Origin of the sequence: Leucobacter triazinivorans, from assembly GCF_004208635.1 — a bacterium.
Classification (GTDB): Bacteria; Actinomycetota; Actinomycetes; order Actinomycetales; family Microbacteriaceae; genus Leucobacter; species Leucobacter triazinivorans.
The window spans coordinates 574,816-590,264 of sequence record NZ_CP035806.1; the positions used below are offsets into that span (position 1 = coordinate 574,816).

Genomic DNA, 15,449 nt, shown 5'->3' on the forward strand with positions numbered 1-15,449 from the left:
AGGGATCGAAGCGCAGCCGCGAGTCCGACGACCTCTGGCACACGACGCGAATCGCGCCGTCCTGCACGGATGAGCAGGAAGTATACGGGGGCGAGAGCCGGGAAAGTACACCCCGAGGGGTGAGCCTCCTCGCTGCTACGGTCAAGCCAGCAGGGCCGTCCCTGTGCGCTCACGCCCGCTCGGGCGAGCGTCCGGGTATCGACACGAAGGCTCACCTTGGGACTGCTCCTGTATGGAAGATCGCACCGCTACGAATTCGATGACCGAACCTTGGAACACCTGCGCTATGTGATCACGGCGAAGCTGCGCAGACGGGAGTCGTTCTTCCTGACCTGGCACCCGCGGGACACCAGCACCAATGCTCCACGTGCAGCTGGACCGGTGACGCTGTGGGTCTCGCCGTCGTCACCGATCGGTTTCGAATTCTCGAGCTCCGCCCCCGGGCCCCTGTCGCGCGAGTGGATCTCAGCCCTCATGAGCGGGTCCTACGGCACCCGCGGGCTCTTGGTCATCCCCGAACGCGCGGTGCAGAGCCGCCGAGCTGCCGGCGAGTGAAGGCCTGGGACACTCGCGGCCCGAGCGTGTCACCCGGTCGGCGCTCGCGGCCCCGGCCGGTCACAGGCCCAACTCGTCAGCGGACACCACCGTCGGGCTCTCGGCGTAGCGCATCGGCACCGCGAGCGCCTGTCCCGCGTCAACGCCCGATCCATCGAGCTGATTGAGCTGCACGATCTCTGCGACCAGATCGCGGGGATCGGCGGAGGGGTCGAGATCCGTGGCGATCGACCAGAGCGAGGACCCCGGCTGCACGACCGCATAGGGGAAGAGCTGCGCACTCTCGGAATCCGATGCGCTCGCCTGCGGGGCGCCGAGCGCAGCGAGGAATGCGAGCACACCCGCCACGAGCACCGTGGCCAGGCCACCGAACACCACGCGCCCGCGACGGGTGAGCCGGAGCTTGACTGTGCCGCCGTCGGCCTCGGAACTTGCAATCGACGCGATCTCGAGCGCGCCCTGGGCCGGAATCGTCTGCGCATTCATGATGGTGTCCTCTCTGATCGACCCTCGCCGGCCGCACCGTGCGAACATCTGTTTCGAATATATCTTCGAGCATCCGAAACCGCAAGCGATTCATCGAACATACGTTTCGATCTTTTCCGCGACACTCGAACACATGTTTGCCCGCCTCCGAAATCAACGACTAGGGTTTCGAGCAACGGGATCACCGAACCAGGAACCACTGACATTCACGGATCGCGTCACCAGAAGCGCCGCCCGGCCGAGAAAGGACAGCGATGAGCAACGCTGCCGCGCCCCACTCCACGAAGCCCCTGAGCGAGAAGCAGCAGGCGATCCTGGAGTACATCGCGCGCTCCGTCGAAAGCCGCGGGTACCCCCCGAGCATGCGCGAGATCGGCGACGCCGTCGGCCTCTCCTCACTGTCGAGCGTCACCCATCAACTCAGCCGACTGGAGCTCGGCGGCTACATCCGCCGCGACCCCAATCGGCCCCGCGCGCTCGAGATCCTGGTCGAGCTCGCCGAAACGAGCAGCGCCGTCGCCGAGTCCCCGACGCAGCAGCCCGAGGAGGCCGCGTACGTGCCGCTCGTCGGCCAGATCGCCGCAGGCGTGCCGATCACCGCCGAGCAGCAAGTCGAAGAGCTCGTTCCGCTTCCCCGCCAGCTCGTCGGCGATGGGCAGCTCTTCATGCTGCGCGTGGTCGGGGACTCGATGGTCGACGCCGCCATCTGCGACGGCGACTTCGTCGTGGTGCGCCAGCAGCGCGAGGCCGAGAACGGCGACATCGTCGCCGCGATGCTCGACGGAGAGGCCACGGTCAAGGTGTTCCGCCGCCGAGACGGGCACACCTGGCTGCTCCCCCGCAACAGCGCCTTCGAGCCGATCCTCGGCGACCACGCCGAGGTGCTGGGACGCGTCGTCGCGGTGTTCCGCTCCGTCTGAGCTCGCGCACGGACCGATTCGAGGGCCGCGGATCCACTCGGATCCGCGGCCCTTCTGCATTTCCGACTTGATTTGTTGAACTCGGTATAAATAGCCTGGAAAGCATGTCGCCCACGCTCACCGATGTCCTCGCGGTCGCCGCCGCACAGGCGGTCCGCGCCGCACAGGCTCAAGAAGCCGCAGAAGCCATCCATGCCGTCGACGCCGCCGCCGCCGACGCCACCACCACCCCTTCCCGTGCCCGCACCGTGCCGTTCGTCACCGCTGGGCTGGCACCCGATCTCGTCCCGTATCCACGGGGGCTGGAACTGCAGCGCGAGGCAGTGCAGCGCATCCGTGACGGCGTCGATCGCGGTACCGTGCTGTTGCTCGAGCATGCGCCGGTCTACACAGCCGGCAAGCGCGCGCTCGCGGAGGAGTACCCGCGCGACGGCACGCCGGTCGTGCCGGTCGACCGCGGCGGCAAGGTCACCTGGCACGGGCCGGGCCAGCTCGTGGTCTACCCGGTGATCCGCCTGCGAGAGCGCCTCAGGGTCGTCGACTTCGTGCGGCTGCTCGAGCGGGTGATCATCGGGACCGCGGCGGAGTTCGGCGTCGCCGGCTTCCGCATCCCCGGCCGCGCCGGGGTCTGGGCCGAGGCGGGCGGGCCCTCCCCTGCGAAATTCGCGCAGATCGGGATCCACACGAGCAGCGGTATCGTGACGCATGGTCTCGCCGTCAACTGCAGCAACGACCTCGCCCCGTTCGAGAGCTTCGTGCCCTGCGGCATCACCGACGCAGGCGTGACCACTCTCGGCGAGCTGGCGGGCCGCCCGATCACCCCGGCCGACATCGCCCCGTCGCTCTCGGCACTGCTCTCCACCGCGCTCGACGAGGCGGCCGAGTGAGCGCGCGGATCCTGCCCTCGACCGGCACCCGCCCCGAGCCCGAAGGGCGGAAGCTGCTGCGGATCGAGGCCCGCAACGCCGAGACCCCGATCGAGAAGAAGCCGGAGTGGATCAAGACCCGCGCCCGCTTGGGCCCCGAATATCAGGACGTCCACGCGCTGGTGCAGCAGGAGGGCCTGCACACCGTCTGCCAGGAGGCCGGCTGCCCCAACATCTTCGAGTGCTGGGAGGATCGCGAGGCCACCTTCCTCATCGGCGGCTCGATATGCACGAGGCGCTGCGACTTCTGCATGATCACCTCGGGGAAGCCACTGCCCCTCGATACGGATGAGCCGCGCCGCGTCGCCGAGTCGGTGCGCACCATGGGGCTGCGCTACGCGACGATCACCGGGGTCACCCGGGACGATCTCCCGGACACCGGCGCGTGGCTCTACGCCGAGACGATCCGACAGATCCATGAGCTCAACCCGGGATCGGGCGTCGAGGTGCTCGCCGACGATCTCGGCGGCCGCCCCGAGGATCTCGCCCAGGTCTTCGAGGCCGCGCCCGAGGTGTTCGCCCACAACCTCGAGACGGTCCCCCGCATCTTCAAGCGGATCCGCCCCGGATTCCGCTTCGAGCGCTCGCTCGGCGTGCTGGCGCAGGCTCGCGAAGCCGGCATGATCACCAAGTCGAACCTGATCCTCGGCATGGGCGAGACGCGCGAGGAGATCACGAGCACGATGCGCGAGCTGCGGCACGCGGGCTGCGACATCCTGACTCTGACGCAGTACCTGCGCCCCTCGAAGCTTCATCACCCCATCGATCGCTGGGTGCGCCCCGAGGAGTTCGTCGAGCTGAAGGCCGAGGCCGATGCGATGGGGTTCGCGGGGGTGCTGGCCGGGCCGCTCGTGCGCTCGTCGTACCGCGCCGGCCGGCTCTGGGCGCAGACCATGGCGCGCACGGGCCGCGCCATCCCGGAGGCACTGCAGCACCTGGCCGACCGGGCCGCCGAGTCGTTCCCGCAGGCGGTGTGAGCCCCGCACGCTCCACCTACGCGCGCGAAGTTCCCCGCCCACCCGCCCGCCCGCTCGCCCGCCCGCACGCCCGCGCGCCCGCACGCCCGCACGCCCGCACGCCCGCACGCCCGCACGCCCGCACGCCCGCACGCTCCACCTACGCGCGCCACTAGATGTCGCTTCCCCTGAGTTTTGGGCGCAACAACTGGCGCGCGTACAGGGCTTGCGGTCGAACGAAGGGGAGGTGCGGCAGGTCGGCGGCGGGCAGGTCGGCGGCGGGCAGGTCGGCGGCGGGCAGGTCGGCGGCGGGCAGGCAGCGCGGTCGCGCGGCCGCGTCACCGCACCGGGTCGGGGGTCAGCAGGTGCAGCTCGCGCAGCACGGCGAGCACCTGCTCGTGCCGGTTGAAGGTGTAGAGATGGATCGACGGTGCACCGCCGGCGAGCAGCTCGCGCGCCAGCTCGACCGTGTGCTCGACACCGAGCTCGGGCGCGTACCCGCCGAGCTCCTCGATCTCGCGCTCGAGCCCCGCGGGGGCCGGGCGGCCGGCGAGCGAGGCCACCTTGCGCAGCTGCCCGCTCGTCGACACCGGCATGAGCCCGGGCAGGATCGGGATCCGCAGCCCTGCCGACTGCGCGTCGCTCACGAACGACAGGTACTCTTCGGCCCGGAAGAACAGCTGCGTGATCGCGAACTGCGCTCCGGCCTCCTGCTTCGCGATGAGCCACTCGATGTCGTCGGCCCGCGAGCGCGACAGCGGATGCCCGTTCGGATACGCCGCGACGGCCGTTCGCCCGACGCTCGTGAGCGGCGGCCGCTCGGCGCGCGCTTCAGTGACGAGTTCCACGAGCTCGAGCGCGCTCAGCGACCCGGCGACACGCGGGTCCTCCTCACCCAGCCCTCGAGGCGGATCGCCGCGCAGCGCGAGGAAGTCGTGCACTCCCGCGTTCATGATGCCGTGGATCGTCTCCCGCACCACCTCACGGCTCTCGCCGACGGTGGTGAGGTGCGCCAGCGGCAGGGCGTCGGTGTGATCGCGCAGGTACGTCAGCAGATCCAGCGATGCATCGCGGTTCGATCCGTTGGCGCCGTACGTGACCGAGATGAAATCGGGATCGGCCGCCGAGAGGTGCTGCACCGCGTGCCCGAGTGCGAGCGCGGCCGCGCCGCTGCGCGCGGGGAACACCTCGAAGGAGAATCGCGCCCGCGTCGGGGCGCTTCCGGTGAGCAGCACCGCGTTCACGAGATTTCGCCGCCCTGTGCGACGGGTTCCCGCGGCGCCGGACGTCCGGTGTCGCCGGGAGCGGCGTCGAAGAGCGGCTCGGCCGATGCTCCTCCGCCCAGCTCATCGTTCGCCAGAGCCGTGCCGCGCACGCGCGCCGCGATCTTGGCGAAGGCGACGTCGCGCGCGAAGTCCGGAGAGCCGTGGCGGGGCTTCTCGTCGATGAGGTAGGGCGAGAACCCGCAATCATCGGTCGAGCCGAGCAGCTCCGCCGGAATGAACCGCGCCGCACGCACGAGCTGGTCCCGGATCTGCTCCGCGGTCTCGAGCTTCGGGCTGGTCGGCCTGGTGACCCCGAGCAGCACCCGCGGAGCCGAGTCCGCCCCGCGCGAGCGCTGTCGCAGCTGACGCCCGATCAGCCGGGCCACACGATCCGGATCCCTCTCGCTCGCCGCCTGCACGAGGAAGTAGCCCGCCTCGATCTGGAAGAGCTCGGGGATCAACTCGGCGTAGTCGACGTCGGCGCTGTGCGCAGAGTCGTTGTCGTTGCCGGGGCAGGTGTGCACACCAACCGCAGCGCGCTCAGCGGGGCCGAGCCGCTCGAGCACCCGGTTGATGAGCTCGATGAATCCGCCGAGCGCCTCCGGTCCCGCCCAGGGGGCCCGCACGTCGCGGCGCAGCGCGAGCCTGCCCTCGGTGAAGTCGATCGTGACTCGAGAGGCTCCCGCGGCGAAGCAGCGCCTGATGTCCTCGGCGCAGCCGGACACCACGTCGTCGAGGAACTCTTCGCGCGTGTACGCACCGAGTCCCGCGGCAGGCACCATCAGCGAGAGCATCGAGGGCGAGATCACGGCCTGCTTGAGGGGCACCCCCGTGAGTTCGCGCGCGGCGGCGACGTCGTCGGCCGCCCAGGCGCGAAAGCGGAATGGGGCCCGCGCGAGGCTCGGGATCACCCGGTGGTGGCCGTCGGCGAATACGGCGAACACCGGCCCCTCCTCGATGACCGCGGCGTCACCGCCGCTGCCGAGCGGGTAGCTCGCAAAGCTCTGCCGCCGCTGCTCGCCGTCGCTGATGATCGGCGAGCCGGTCGCCGCCAACCGCTGCAGCGTGTCGCGCACCGCGCGATCCTGCTCGTCCCGCAGCTCGGCGAGGGTCGCGAGCCCCGTCTCCGCGTCGAGCACCGCTCGCTGCAGTCGGGCCGGGCGGGGCAGCGAGCCGACGGCCTCGGTGGGGAGCTCCCCCTGCGGCCAGCGCCCACCTACGGCCTCGGGGATCGCGCCCGGGGCCACGGTCGGCTCCTCGCCGGGTCCCGGGGCCGTCACGCCACTCCCGCGCCGCTCGGCTCGTCCGCCCGGACGACCTGAGCCGCCAGCACCAGGTTGGTGAGACTCGCCACGGTCTCCTCGTAGCCGCGGGTCTTGAGCCCGCAGTCGGGATTGACCCACAACTGCTCGCCCGGGATGCGTGCGGCGGCGATCCTGATGAGCTCGGCCTGCTCGTCGACGCTCGGCACGCGGGGAGAATGGATGTCGTAAACCCCGGGGCCGATGCCGCGAGAGTACCCGTGCGCCCCCAGCGGCTCGACGACATCCATGCGGCTGCGGGCCGCCTCGATGCTGGTGACGTCGGCGTCGAGTCCGTCGACCGCCTCGATGATCTCGCCGAACTCCGAGTAGCAGAGGTGCGTGTGGATCTGCACCTCCGGCGCGGCTCCCCCGGTGGCCAGTCGGAACGCGCCGACCGACCACTCGAGGTAGGCCGCCTGGCGATCGGCGTCGAGGGGCAGCAGCTCGCGCAGCGCGGGTTCGTCGACCTGCACGATCCCGATGCCCGCTCCGACGAGATCGTCGATCTCGTCGCGCAGCGCGAGCGCAACCTGCGCGGCGGTGTCGCCGAGCGGCTGGTCGTCGCGCACGAACGACCAGGCGAGGATGGTGACGGGGCCCGTGAGCATGCCCTTGACCGGGCGGGCGGTGAGCGACTGCGCGTAGGCGGACCAGGCGACCGTGATCGGCGCGGGGCGCGAGACGTCTCCCCAGAGCAGCGACGGACGGGTCGCACGGGTGCCGTAGGACTGCACCCAGCCGTGCTCGGTCACGGCGAAGCCATCGAGATGCTCGGCGAAGTACTGCACCATGTCGTTGCGCTCGGCCTCCCCGTGCACCAGCACGTCGAGCCCGATCTCCTCCTGCAGACGGATGACGCGCTCGATCTCCTCGCGCAGGAAGCCGTCGTAGCCCGACTGATCGATCTCGCCCCGGCTGAAGGCGGAACGCGCCTTGCGGATCTCAGCGGTCTGGGGGAACGACCCGATGGTCGTGGTGGCGAGCTGCGGGATCCCGAGAGGCCGCTGCGCCTCGCGGCGCTCGCGCTCGGGCGCCCGGCGCCGATCGGCGTCGGACACCGATGCCACGCGGGCGCGGACGCGGGCGTCGCGCACGCCGGGCGCGGCAGCGCGATCCGCCAGCGCACGGTCGACCGCGGCCAGTTCGGACTCGATCGCCGCCGCGCCGTCCGAGAGTCCGCGGGCGAGGATCGCGACCTGCTCGACCTTCTGGTCGGCGAAGGCCAGCCACGACACGAGCCGCGGATCGAGCTGCGATTCATCGGCGACGTCGTGAGGCACGTGCTGCAGGGAGTTCGACGTGCCGACCACGGTGTCGATCCCCGCCTGCTGCAGCCGGGTCAGCAGCGCGAAGGCCGCACGCAGGTCGGTGCGCCAGACGTTGCGGCCGTCGACGACCCCCGCGACGAGCTGCGTGCCCTCGAAGGCCCGCGCCAGCTCGCCGGACGCGAGCGCGCCCTGCGGCAGCGCGCCGCGCACCAGGTCGGCCTGCACGGCCTCCACGGGCAGCGCTCCGAGGCGCACGAGCGCCGGCGCGGCGTCCCCGTAGGGTGCGCTGAGCAGGATCCGCGGGCGTCGCGCGGCCGAACCCAGCGCCGTGTAGGCGCGCTCGACGAGCTCGAGCGTCTGCTCGCGCGGCACGGCGAGCGAGTCGGAGACGAGCGCGGGCTCGTCGAGCTGCACCCACGTCGCGCCGGCCTCGGCGAGCGCTGCGAGCAGCTGCGCATAGACCGCCACGGCCTCGTCGAGTCGATCGATGGGCCGGAACCCCGCGCCCGCCTCGTCGGAGGCCTTGGCCAGCAGCAGGTAGGTGACCGGGCCGACGAGCACCGGACGGGACTCGATCCCCTGCTCCCGCGCCTCCGCGAGCTGCCCGACGAGCGCATCCGCGTTGACCGCGAACGGCGTGCCCTCGTCGATCTCCGGCACGCTGTAGTGGTAGTTCGTGTCGAACCACTTGGTCATCTCGAGCGGCTGGTGGGAATCGTCGCCGCGGGCGAGCGCGAAGTAGGTCGTCAGGTCGCTCGCGGCGCTCGCCGCCACATCGGCGAACCGCCGCGGGATCGCTCCGAGCGCGAGTGTGGCGTCAAGCACCTGATCGTAGAAGCTGAAGGTCTCGGGCACGGCGCCGCCCGCGACCGGCAGCCCGAGCTCGACGAGACGGGAGCGGGTGGCGGCGCGCAGCTCGCGGGCGGTCTCGCGCAGCTCGGCCTCGCCCGTGGCCCCCTTCCAGTACGACTCGACGGCGCGCTTGAGCTCGCGGCGGCGGCCGAGCCGGGGGTATCCGAGGATCGAGGCGTTGGGCAGAGTCGTCGTTTCGGGCATGCGGATCCTTCGGCTCGTGTGGGGTGCGGGTCCCGAGGGGCCTCGGGATGTCCTCACGGTAGCCCGCGCCGCCGAGGTCGGGGGCTCATGTTGCGCCGTGTGAATGACGAAGTGTGACGCTCCGCGCTCTGCGCGGACCCCTCTTGTCCGGCGAGCGACGCGCGGGGTAGCGTGAGCGGGGGGCGTCGTCCCCCGACGCCGCCGTCGAGCAAGGAGGACTCCATGACCGTCAGCACCCCGCCCAACGCTCCGGGAACCCGGCGCGTGCTCCCCGCGGATTCGAAGCCGGTCGACCCCGGCCGCGTGCAGCGGCTGCTGGCCTCGGAGTGGGAGCGCTTCGAGACGTGGTCGCGCGCATCGGGCGAGCACAACGCGCGCGCCGCCGCATCCCTGCCGCTCGGCGTGACCAGCTCCTTCCAGTACTGGGAGCCCTACCCCATCACGATCGAGAAAGCCCGCGGCGCGTGGCTGACGGACGTGGGCGGCAACCGGCTGCTCGATCTCTCGATGGGCTTCGGGGCGGGGCTGGTCGGGCACCTGAACCCGCAGGTGGTCGCTGCCGTCACCGAGACCCTCAACAGCATCGGAACGCTCTTCGTGACCCCGTCGCCGCAGGCCACCGATATGGCCGAGCGGTTCAAGAAGCGCTTCGATCTCGACATGCTGCGCTTCACCAACTCGGGCACCGAGTCGCTCATGTACGCGATTCGCGCGGCGCGGGCGTTCACGCGCCGCCGCGCGATCGCGAAGATCGAGGGCGGCTACCACGGCGGATACGACGCACTGCAGGTCTCGGTGAAGCCGGCGCTCGAGGACATCGGACCGGCGGATCGTCCGATCCCCGATGCCCCCTTCGACGCGATCACCGGGGACGTGCACGTGGTCGCGTACAACGATCTCGGGCAGCTCGAGCGCGCCTTCCGCGAGCACGGCGACGAGATCGCCGCCTTCGTGGTGGAGCCGGTCATCGAGAATCTCGCCATCGTGCTGCCCGACGAGGGCTACCTCGAGGGCGTGCGCGCGCTCTGCGACCAGTACGGCGTCGTGCTCATCTTCGACGAGGTGAAGACCGGGCTCACCGCCGGCCACGGCGGCGCTGCCCAGCGCCTCGGCGTCAAGCCCGACCTCATCACGCTGGCGAAGTCGATCGGCGGCGGGCTGCCCCTCGCCGCCTTCGGCGGCAAGCAGGAGGTCATGAACGTGGTGGTGGACGGCCGCATGGACCACTTCGGCACCTACAACGGCAACGCGCTCGTCATGGCGGCCGCCGACGCCGTGGACCGGCTCATCACCCCCGAGGCGAGCCAGGGGCTCGAGGATCTGAACACCCGGACCCTCGACACGATGGACTCGATCATCGCCGAGTACGAGCTGCCCGCGCACACCGTGGGCCTCGGAGCGAAGGGCTGCGTCACCTGGTCCACGACGCCGGTGCGCAATTACCGCGACTACAAGGCCACGGACTTCGGCGTGGCCGAGCTCTCGTGGCTGTGGGGCGTGAACCGCGGGGTGCTCACCCCTCCCGGGCTCGACGAGCAGTGGCTGGTCTCGCTCGCGCACACCGAGGACGACATGGGGATCCTCATCGAGGACTTCCGCTCGCTCGCGCAAGAGCTGCGGGCGTAGGCGAGCCCGCCCGCCCGGTCATCGGCCCCCGGTCATCCCGCGCCCGGTCATCCTGTGCCCGGCCATCCTGCGCGAGCATGCGAGTCGCAGGATCCACGGCTCCGACTCTGGATCCTGCCCCCGGTCATCCTGCGCCCGGCCATCCTGTGCGAGCATGCGAGTCGCAGGATCCACGGCTCCGACTCTGGATCCTGCGGCTCGTTCCTCGCGCAGGATGACGAGCGGGCCCGGGATCCTTGATCTCGACTCGCTCCGCTCGCTCAATCAGCGCAGCTCTCCGCAGGTTGAGCGAGCGGAGCCGAGTCGAAACCCGAAGCTCCTCGGACTCGACGTTGGGACCGCCTCGCGCTACTGCACGTAGGGCTCGAGCTTCGCCAGCATCTCCGCGGTCACGTAGGCGCGCACACGCGTGCCGTGCTCGACGTACTCGGTCGACAGCACGCGGTTGCGCTCGTGCAGTTCGGCCACGAGTTCACCGCGATCGTAGGGCACGACGACGGTGACCTCGCGATCCGGGATCGGCAGCGCCGCATCGATCCGGCGCCGCAGCTCCTCGATCCCCTCGCCCGTGCGCGCCGAGACGAACACCGCGTCGGGCGCCAGCCCGTGCAGCACCATGCGCTGCGACGCGTCGAGCAGATCGGCCTTGTTGAACGCCACCAGCTCCGGGATGCCCTGCGCATCGACCTCGGCGATCACCTCGCGCACGGTGCGCAGCTGGGCCTCGGGATCCGGGTGGGACCCGTCGACGACGTGCAGGATCACGTCGGCCTCGCCCACCTCCTCGAAGGTGGAGCGGAACGCCTCGACCAGCTGGTGCGGCAGATTGCGCACGAATCCGACGGTGTCGGCGTAGGTGAAGCGGCGCCCGTCGGCCGTCTCGGCATGGCGCACCGCCGTGTCGAGCGTGGCGAAGAGCTGGTTCTGCACCAGCTCCTGCGTCCCGGTGAGGCGGTTGAGCAGGCTCGACTTGCCGGCGTTCGTGTACCCGGCGATGGCGACGGACGGCACCTCGCCGCGCTTGCGGTTGGCGCGCTTGGCCTCGCGTGCCGGGGCGAAACCGGCGATCTGCTTGCGCAGCTTCGCCATGCGGGTGTGGATCTTGCGCCGGTCGAGCTCCATCTTCGTCTCGCCCGGCCCGCGGGAGCCCATGCCGGCGCCGGCCGAGCCCACCTGTCCGCCGGCCTGGCGCGACATCGACTCGCCCCAGCCGCGCAGGCGGGGCAGCAGGTACTCGAGCTGCGCGAGTTCGACCTGGGCCTTGCCCTCTCGGCTCTTCGCGTGCTGGCTGAAGATGTCGAGGATCACCGCGGTGCGGTCGATCACCTTGACCTTCACCACGTCCTCGAGCGCGCGGCGCTGCGACGGGGCGAGCTCGGTGTCGGCGATGACCGTGTCGGCGCCCACGGCCGCCACGAGTTCGGCCAGCTCCTGCGCCTTGCCCTTGCCGAGGTAGGTCGCGGGATCGGGTGTGGCGCGGCGCTGCAGCAGACCGTCGAGCACCCGGGCGCCCGCGGTCTCGGCGAGGGCGGCGAGCTCGCGCAGCGAGTTCTCGGCATCATCGGAGCTGTCGCGGTTCGAGCCGGTGTAGACCCCGATGAGCACCACGTTCTCGAGTCGCAGCTGCCGGTACTCGACCTCGGTGACGTCTTCGAGCTCGGTCGACAGACCGGCCACGCGCTTGAGCGATGCCCGGTCCGCGCGTTCCATGCGGATCAGCTCGAGATCGTCGGCGAGCCGGTCGTGCTCCGCGTCGCCGAGCGCCTGTGCGCCCTGGCCGAGCAGCTCCGCGCCGCGGTCCCGGATCACGGTGGCTGATCCCGATCTCGAGGCGCGCGAGAGCAGCCGGTCGACCGGGTCGCGGCTCTCTGCGGCGGTTCCCGCGCCGTCGTCGGTCTCGGGCACCGCCGAATCGAGCGCGTCATCGCGCGGCTCGTCGGGCTCGAATGTGCGGGCTGAATCGTCTGTGAAGCGTTTCGTCATCTGGCCTCCAGTGTACGCGGATCCGGGCCGGGCGTGTCGCGCGTTCGCCCTGGGCGCAGGCGACGCGCTGCGGACGTTCCGGCCGCACCGGCCCCGTCGTGCGACCCCGTCGATGTCTCCGCGCGTTCTCGCGGCTCCGCTCATCGGCGGAGCACGGAACGCGGCAGCAGCGCCGCTCGCAGCCGCGCCGGCCATCCGGCCGTCGAGCGCAGGGCCGAGGTGGCGAGCTCGAGCTCGGAGCGGAGCGGCCCCGCCTCCCGCGCAGGAGCCGGCGCCGCGGCGTACCGCTCCTCGACGAGCGCGCGGGCCAAGCCGAGGGCCGCCGCCGCCGCGTCGCCGCGCAGTCCGCGCGAGACGAGGTACTCCGCGATGGCCTCGGGGGTGCGGGCCCGCACCCGGGCGGCCTCGGGCGCATAGACCCCGAGGTCCACCGCCGTGTCGACGAGCTCCGCCCAAGCGTGCGCTGCGGGCCGTTCGCCGCGGGCGACGCGCCGACGCCGGACGCCCCGACGCGCTCGACGCACAGCGGGGGCGATGCCGAGGAGCACCACCACGAGGCCGACGGCGCCCAGCACGAGGCCCGGACCCGGCGGAGCCCCGGAGGATCCGCGAGACCCGCCTGGTTCGTCTGCGCCGACCTCCTCGGTCTCCTCGCTCTGCTCGGGGTCCGACTGCGGCTCGTCGGCGTCCGTCTCAGGAAGCGGCAGCTGCTCGAGCATCGAGGGCGCGTCACCTGCGGCGGACTCGGCGGGATCCGGCCGCCCGGTCTCGGCGCGGTAGCCCGCGCCGCCCGGCGTCGGCTCGAACGCGACCCAACCGACCCCGTCGACGTGGACCTCGGGCCAGGCGTGCAGCTCTCGGGCCCGCACGGCCGTCCATCCCGTGGGGCTCGACGGGCGGGAGACGTACCCCACGGCCACACGGCTCGGGAGTCCCAGCGAGCGGGCCATGACCGCGTAGGTGGAGGCGAAGTGCACGCAGTAGCCGGTGCGCTGTTCGAGGAAGGCCGACATCACGGCGTAGGGATCGTCGGAATCCGCGCCGGGCTCGTAGGGCGCGCGCTCGTCGTACACGAACTCCCCCGAGCGGAACCACCCCTCGAGCCGGCTGGCGGCGGACAGCGTCCGATACGCGTCCGCATCCGGCGATGCGGACGACTCGGGATCCAGCGACGCCGTGGCCACGCGCGCCGCGTCTGCGATCGCATCGGGGAGATCCTCGGGCAGCGCGAGATACCGGTCCGGATCCGCCGGGGCCTCCGCGCTCGGCACCCGCACCGGGTTCCCGGATCCGTCGAGCGCCGGCGGATCCGCCAGGAGCACCCGGAACCGATCCCCCGGCCGCGTCAGCGCCGTGTCGGAGCGCGCGGTCGCGGTACCGTCGCCCCACATCCACTGCTCGGGATCGAAGGATCCGCCGATCGCTTCGATCCGCTCCGCACGAGACGGCATGGGGAGCCAGGAGCTCAGCAGCCCCTTCACACGGACGGCGACGACGGACTCCCCGCCGAGCGGCCGTGCGGAAGCCGGTGCGCCCGACGCCATGGGTCGCTGCGCGACGACGCTCGCGCCGCCCGGGTCGAGTTCGTCCTCGGGGAGCCAGATGCCCCGCTCGAAGTCGGAGAGCACGGCCAGCGTGAAACGCGCGGTGCCGTTCCCGGAGCCGTCGCCATCGGTGCTTCCCCGATACTCGAACGCCACCGTGCTGCTGCGCTCGCGCAGATCGCGGGCCAGAGCGAGCGTGACATCCGGCATGCCTGACGAGACCGGGGAGACCGAGACCGCGGCGGAGTTCCAGACGCGATCGGGAACCGGCGGGAGGGCGGCCACCAGTCCGACGGCGAGCGCGAGCGACACCGCCGACACGGCGACCGGGTCTGATGTCGGTTATGTTGACTCGGGTTTCTCTTCACGCCGCGAGTGCGACGCTGCCTACATTAACAACTTCAAACTCCACTGGGGTAAGTCTCCCTAGCCTGCGCTGGCGACGCTTCCGGTGATACTTCCCCTCAACCCAAGAAACAATCGCCAAACGAAGCTCTTCCCGGGTCTCCCACACCTTCCGATCTAGAACATTCTTCTGCAAAAGCGAGAAGAAACTTTCCATCGCCGCGTTATCCCCAGCAGCACCCACGCGCCCCATCGAGCCCTGCAACTGGTGCCGACGTAACGCCGATTGGAAGCTCTGGGAACGAAATTGACCGCCTCTGTCTGAGTGCACCACCGTCCCGACCGGACGACCGCGCTGCATGACCGCGTTCTCAAGCGCCCCCACCGCAAGCGATGCCTGCATGCGTGGCCCGATTGAGTAGCCGACGACTTTGTTAGACCAGACGTCTTTCACCGCGCACATGTACAGGCGACCCTCGTTCGTCCATTGCTCTGTAATGTCGGTCAACCACAACCGGTTCGGGCCCTGGGCGGTGAACTGGCGCTCGACGAGATCGTCACCCACCGGAGCACCAGCACGACTGGCACGGCCCTTCCGCTTCGTGATCACTGATCGAATGCCTGCCTGTTTGCACAGCCGCCACACACGCCGTTCAGTGACGGCATAGCCGAGGCCCTGCATCTCGTCAGCGAGGAACCGGTACCCAAACTCGGGATCTTCAGCATGAAGCGTACGCAGCACCCCGATGAGATGCCGATCATCAGCTTCGCGTTTCGAAACTGGCTGCTTTACCCACTGGTAGTACGCCTGTTTCGAAAACCCGAGTACCCGACACGCCACCACGACAGGCACCCGGATCGGGGCGTCCTTCGCGGCCAGTTCTTGGACGAGCGGGAACACTATTTTGGGGGCGTGATATGAATCTGCGACAAATACGCTGCTGCCCGCCTAAGCACTTCGTTCTCCTGCTCGAGGAGCCTATTGCGGCGTATCAACTCACGAATCTGCGCATCCTCCGCCGCGGTCACGTCTTTCGTCACGGGTAGGCCAGCATCACGCCGTTCAGCATCAGCCACCCATTTCGACAGCGCCGACTTTGAGACTCCAAGATCTCGTCCGACTTCTCGTTGTGTCGCACCCTGCCGCACTAACGCGACCGCGTCTTTTTTGAACTCCTCCGAGTATTTCGCCATGGTTCTATCCTCCCAGCCAGC

12 protein-coding genes are annotated in these 15,449 nt (G+C 70.5%); 5 read left to right on the plus strand and 7 right to left on the minus strand.

Going from position 1 to position 15,449, the window contains the following annotated elements:
• Nucleotides 1-216: 216 nt before the first annotated feature.
• The gene (locus EVS81_RS02625) at nt 217-555 is read left to right on the plus strand and encodes a DUF7882 family protein (protein ID WP_476703348.1); all 339 of its coding nucleotides are present in this window, start codon (nt 217-219) and stop codon (nt 553-555) included.
• Nucleotides 556-615: 60 nt separating this feature from the next.
• Here EVS81_RS02625 and EVS81_RS02630 read toward each other — a convergent pair whose 3' ends face one another.
• Complete coding sequence (locus EVS81_RS02630) at nt 616-1,041, minus strand: LysM peptidoglycan-binding domain-containing protein (RefSeq protein WP_130109008.1); 426 nt, start codon at nt 1,039-1,041, stop codon at nt 616-618.
• A gap of 254 nt (nt 1,042-1,295) precedes the next feature.
• Here EVS81_RS02630 and lexA point away from each other — a divergent pair, with 254 nt between their 5' ends.
• The 3 genes from lexA (at nt 1,296) to lipA (ending at nt 3,864) form a co-directional block, all read left to right on the plus strand.
• On the plus strand, nt 1,296-1,961 hold the full coding sequence (gene lexA, locus EVS81_RS02635; protein WP_130109009.1) for a transcriptional repressor LexA: 666 nt from the start codon (nt 1,296-1,298) through the stop codon (nt 1,959-1,961).
• A gap of 104 nt (nt 1,962-2,065) precedes the next feature.
• Nucleotides 2,066-2,848, plus strand: a complete 783-nt coding sequence (lipB, locus tag EVS81_RS02640) for a lipoyl(octanoyl) transferase LipB (RefSeq protein WP_130109010.1) — start codon at nt 2,066-2,068, stop codon at nt 2,846-2,848.
• The gene (gene lipA, locus EVS81_RS02645) at nt 2,845-3,864 is read left to right on the plus strand and encodes a lipoyl synthase (RefSeq protein ID WP_205879376.1); all 1,020 of its coding nucleotides are present in this window, start codon (nt 2,845-2,847) and stop codon (nt 3,862-3,864) included. Before lipB ends, lipA begins: the two co-directional genes overlap by 4 nt.
• Nucleotides 3,865-4,181: 317 nt before the next feature.
• Here lipA and EVS81_RS02650 read toward each other — a convergent pair whose 3' ends face one another.
• The 3 genes from EVS81_RS02650 to metE are packed head-to-tail and all read right to left on the minus strand — an operon-like array spanning nt 4,182 to nt 8,736.
• Nucleotides 4,182-5,087, minus strand: coding sequence for a methylenetetrahydrofolate reductase (locus EVS81_RS02650; RefSeq protein ID WP_130109011.1), 906 nt, complete (start codon nt 5,085-5,087; stop codon nt 4,182-4,184).
• Entirely contained in the window at nt 5,084-6,355 is a 1,272-nt protein-coding gene (locus EVS81_RS02655) for a uroporphyrinogen decarboxylase/cobalamine-independent methonine synthase family protein (RefSeq protein ID WP_240739933.1), read from the minus strand. The genes EVS81_RS02650 and EVS81_RS02655 overlap by 4 nt, the downstream gene beginning before the upstream one ends.
• Nucleotides 6,356-6,384: 29 nt before the next feature.
• Complete coding sequence (gene metE / locus EVS81_RS02660) at nt 6,385-8,736, minus strand: 5-methyltetrahydropteroyltriglutamate--homocysteine S-methyltransferase (protein ID WP_130109012.1); 2,352 nt, start codon at nt 8,734-8,736, stop codon at nt 6,385-6,387.
• A 222-nt stretch (nt 8,737-8,958) separates the two neighbouring features.
• Here metE and EVS81_RS02665 point away from each other — a divergent pair, with 222 nt between their 5' ends.
• The gene (locus tag EVS81_RS02665) at nt 8,959-10,362 is read left to right on the plus strand and encodes an aspartate aminotransferase family protein (RefSeq protein ID WP_130109013.1); all 1,404 of its coding nucleotides are present in this window, start codon (nt 8,959-8,961) and stop codon (nt 10,360-10,362) included.
• A gap of 348 nt (nt 10,363-10,710) precedes the next feature.
• Here the strand turns inward: EVS81_RS02665 and hflX are convergent, their stop codons facing one another.
• The 3 genes from hflX to EVS81_RS02680 form a co-directional block, all read right to left on the minus strand.
• Nucleotides 10,711-12,345: a GTPase HflX gene (gene hflX, locus EVS81_RS02670; RefSeq protein WP_338034663.1), complete on the minus strand. Its 1,635-nt coding sequence runs from the start codon at nt 12,343-12,345 to the stop codon at nt 10,711-10,713.
• 140 nt (nt 12,346-12,485) lie between these two features.
• A complete protein-coding gene (locus tag EVS81_RS02675; protein WP_130109014.1) occupies nt 12,486-14,210 on the minus strand; it encodes a transglutaminase TgpA family protein in 1,725 nt (574 codons plus the stop codon).
• A gap of 43 nt (nt 14,211-14,253) precedes the next feature.
• Nucleotides 14,254-15,428, minus strand: a protein-coding gene (locus EVS81_RS02680) for an IS3 family transposase (RefSeq protein ID WP_130109015.1) whose coding sequence is annotated in 2 segments (ribosomal slippage) — nt 14,254-15,149 and nt 15,149-15,428 — 1,176 coding nt in all. Because the reading frame shifts where the segments join, the coding sequence is not laid out codon by codon here.
• Nucleotides 15,429-15,449 lie beyond the last annotated feature (21 nt).

Bases quoted from the DNA above. Each gene is read 5' to 3' on its own strand.
- lexA (WP_130109009.1), top strand. From the start codon at position 1,296: ATGAGCAACGCTGCCGCGCCCCACTCCACGAAGCCCCTGAGCGAGAAG.
- metE (WP_130109012.1), bottom strand. From the start codon at position 8,736: ATGCCCGAAACGACGACTCTGCCCAACGCCTCGATCCTCGGATACCCC.
- hflX (WP_338034663.1), bottom strand. From the start codon at position 12,345: ATGACGAAACGCTTCACAGACGATTCAGCCCGCACATTCGAGCCCGAC.
- EVS81_RS02630 (WP_130109008.1), bottom strand. From the start codon at position 1,041: ATGAATGCGCAGACGATTCCGGCCCAGGGCGCGCTCGAGATCGCGTCG.
- EVS81_RS02665 (WP_130109013.1), top strand. From the start codon at position 8,959: ATGACCGTCAGCACCCCGCCCAACGCTCCGGGAACCCGGCGCGTGCTC.
- lipB (WP_130109010.1), top strand. From the start codon at position 2,066: ATGTCGCCCACGCTCACCGATGTCCTCGCGGTCGCCGCCGCACAGGCG.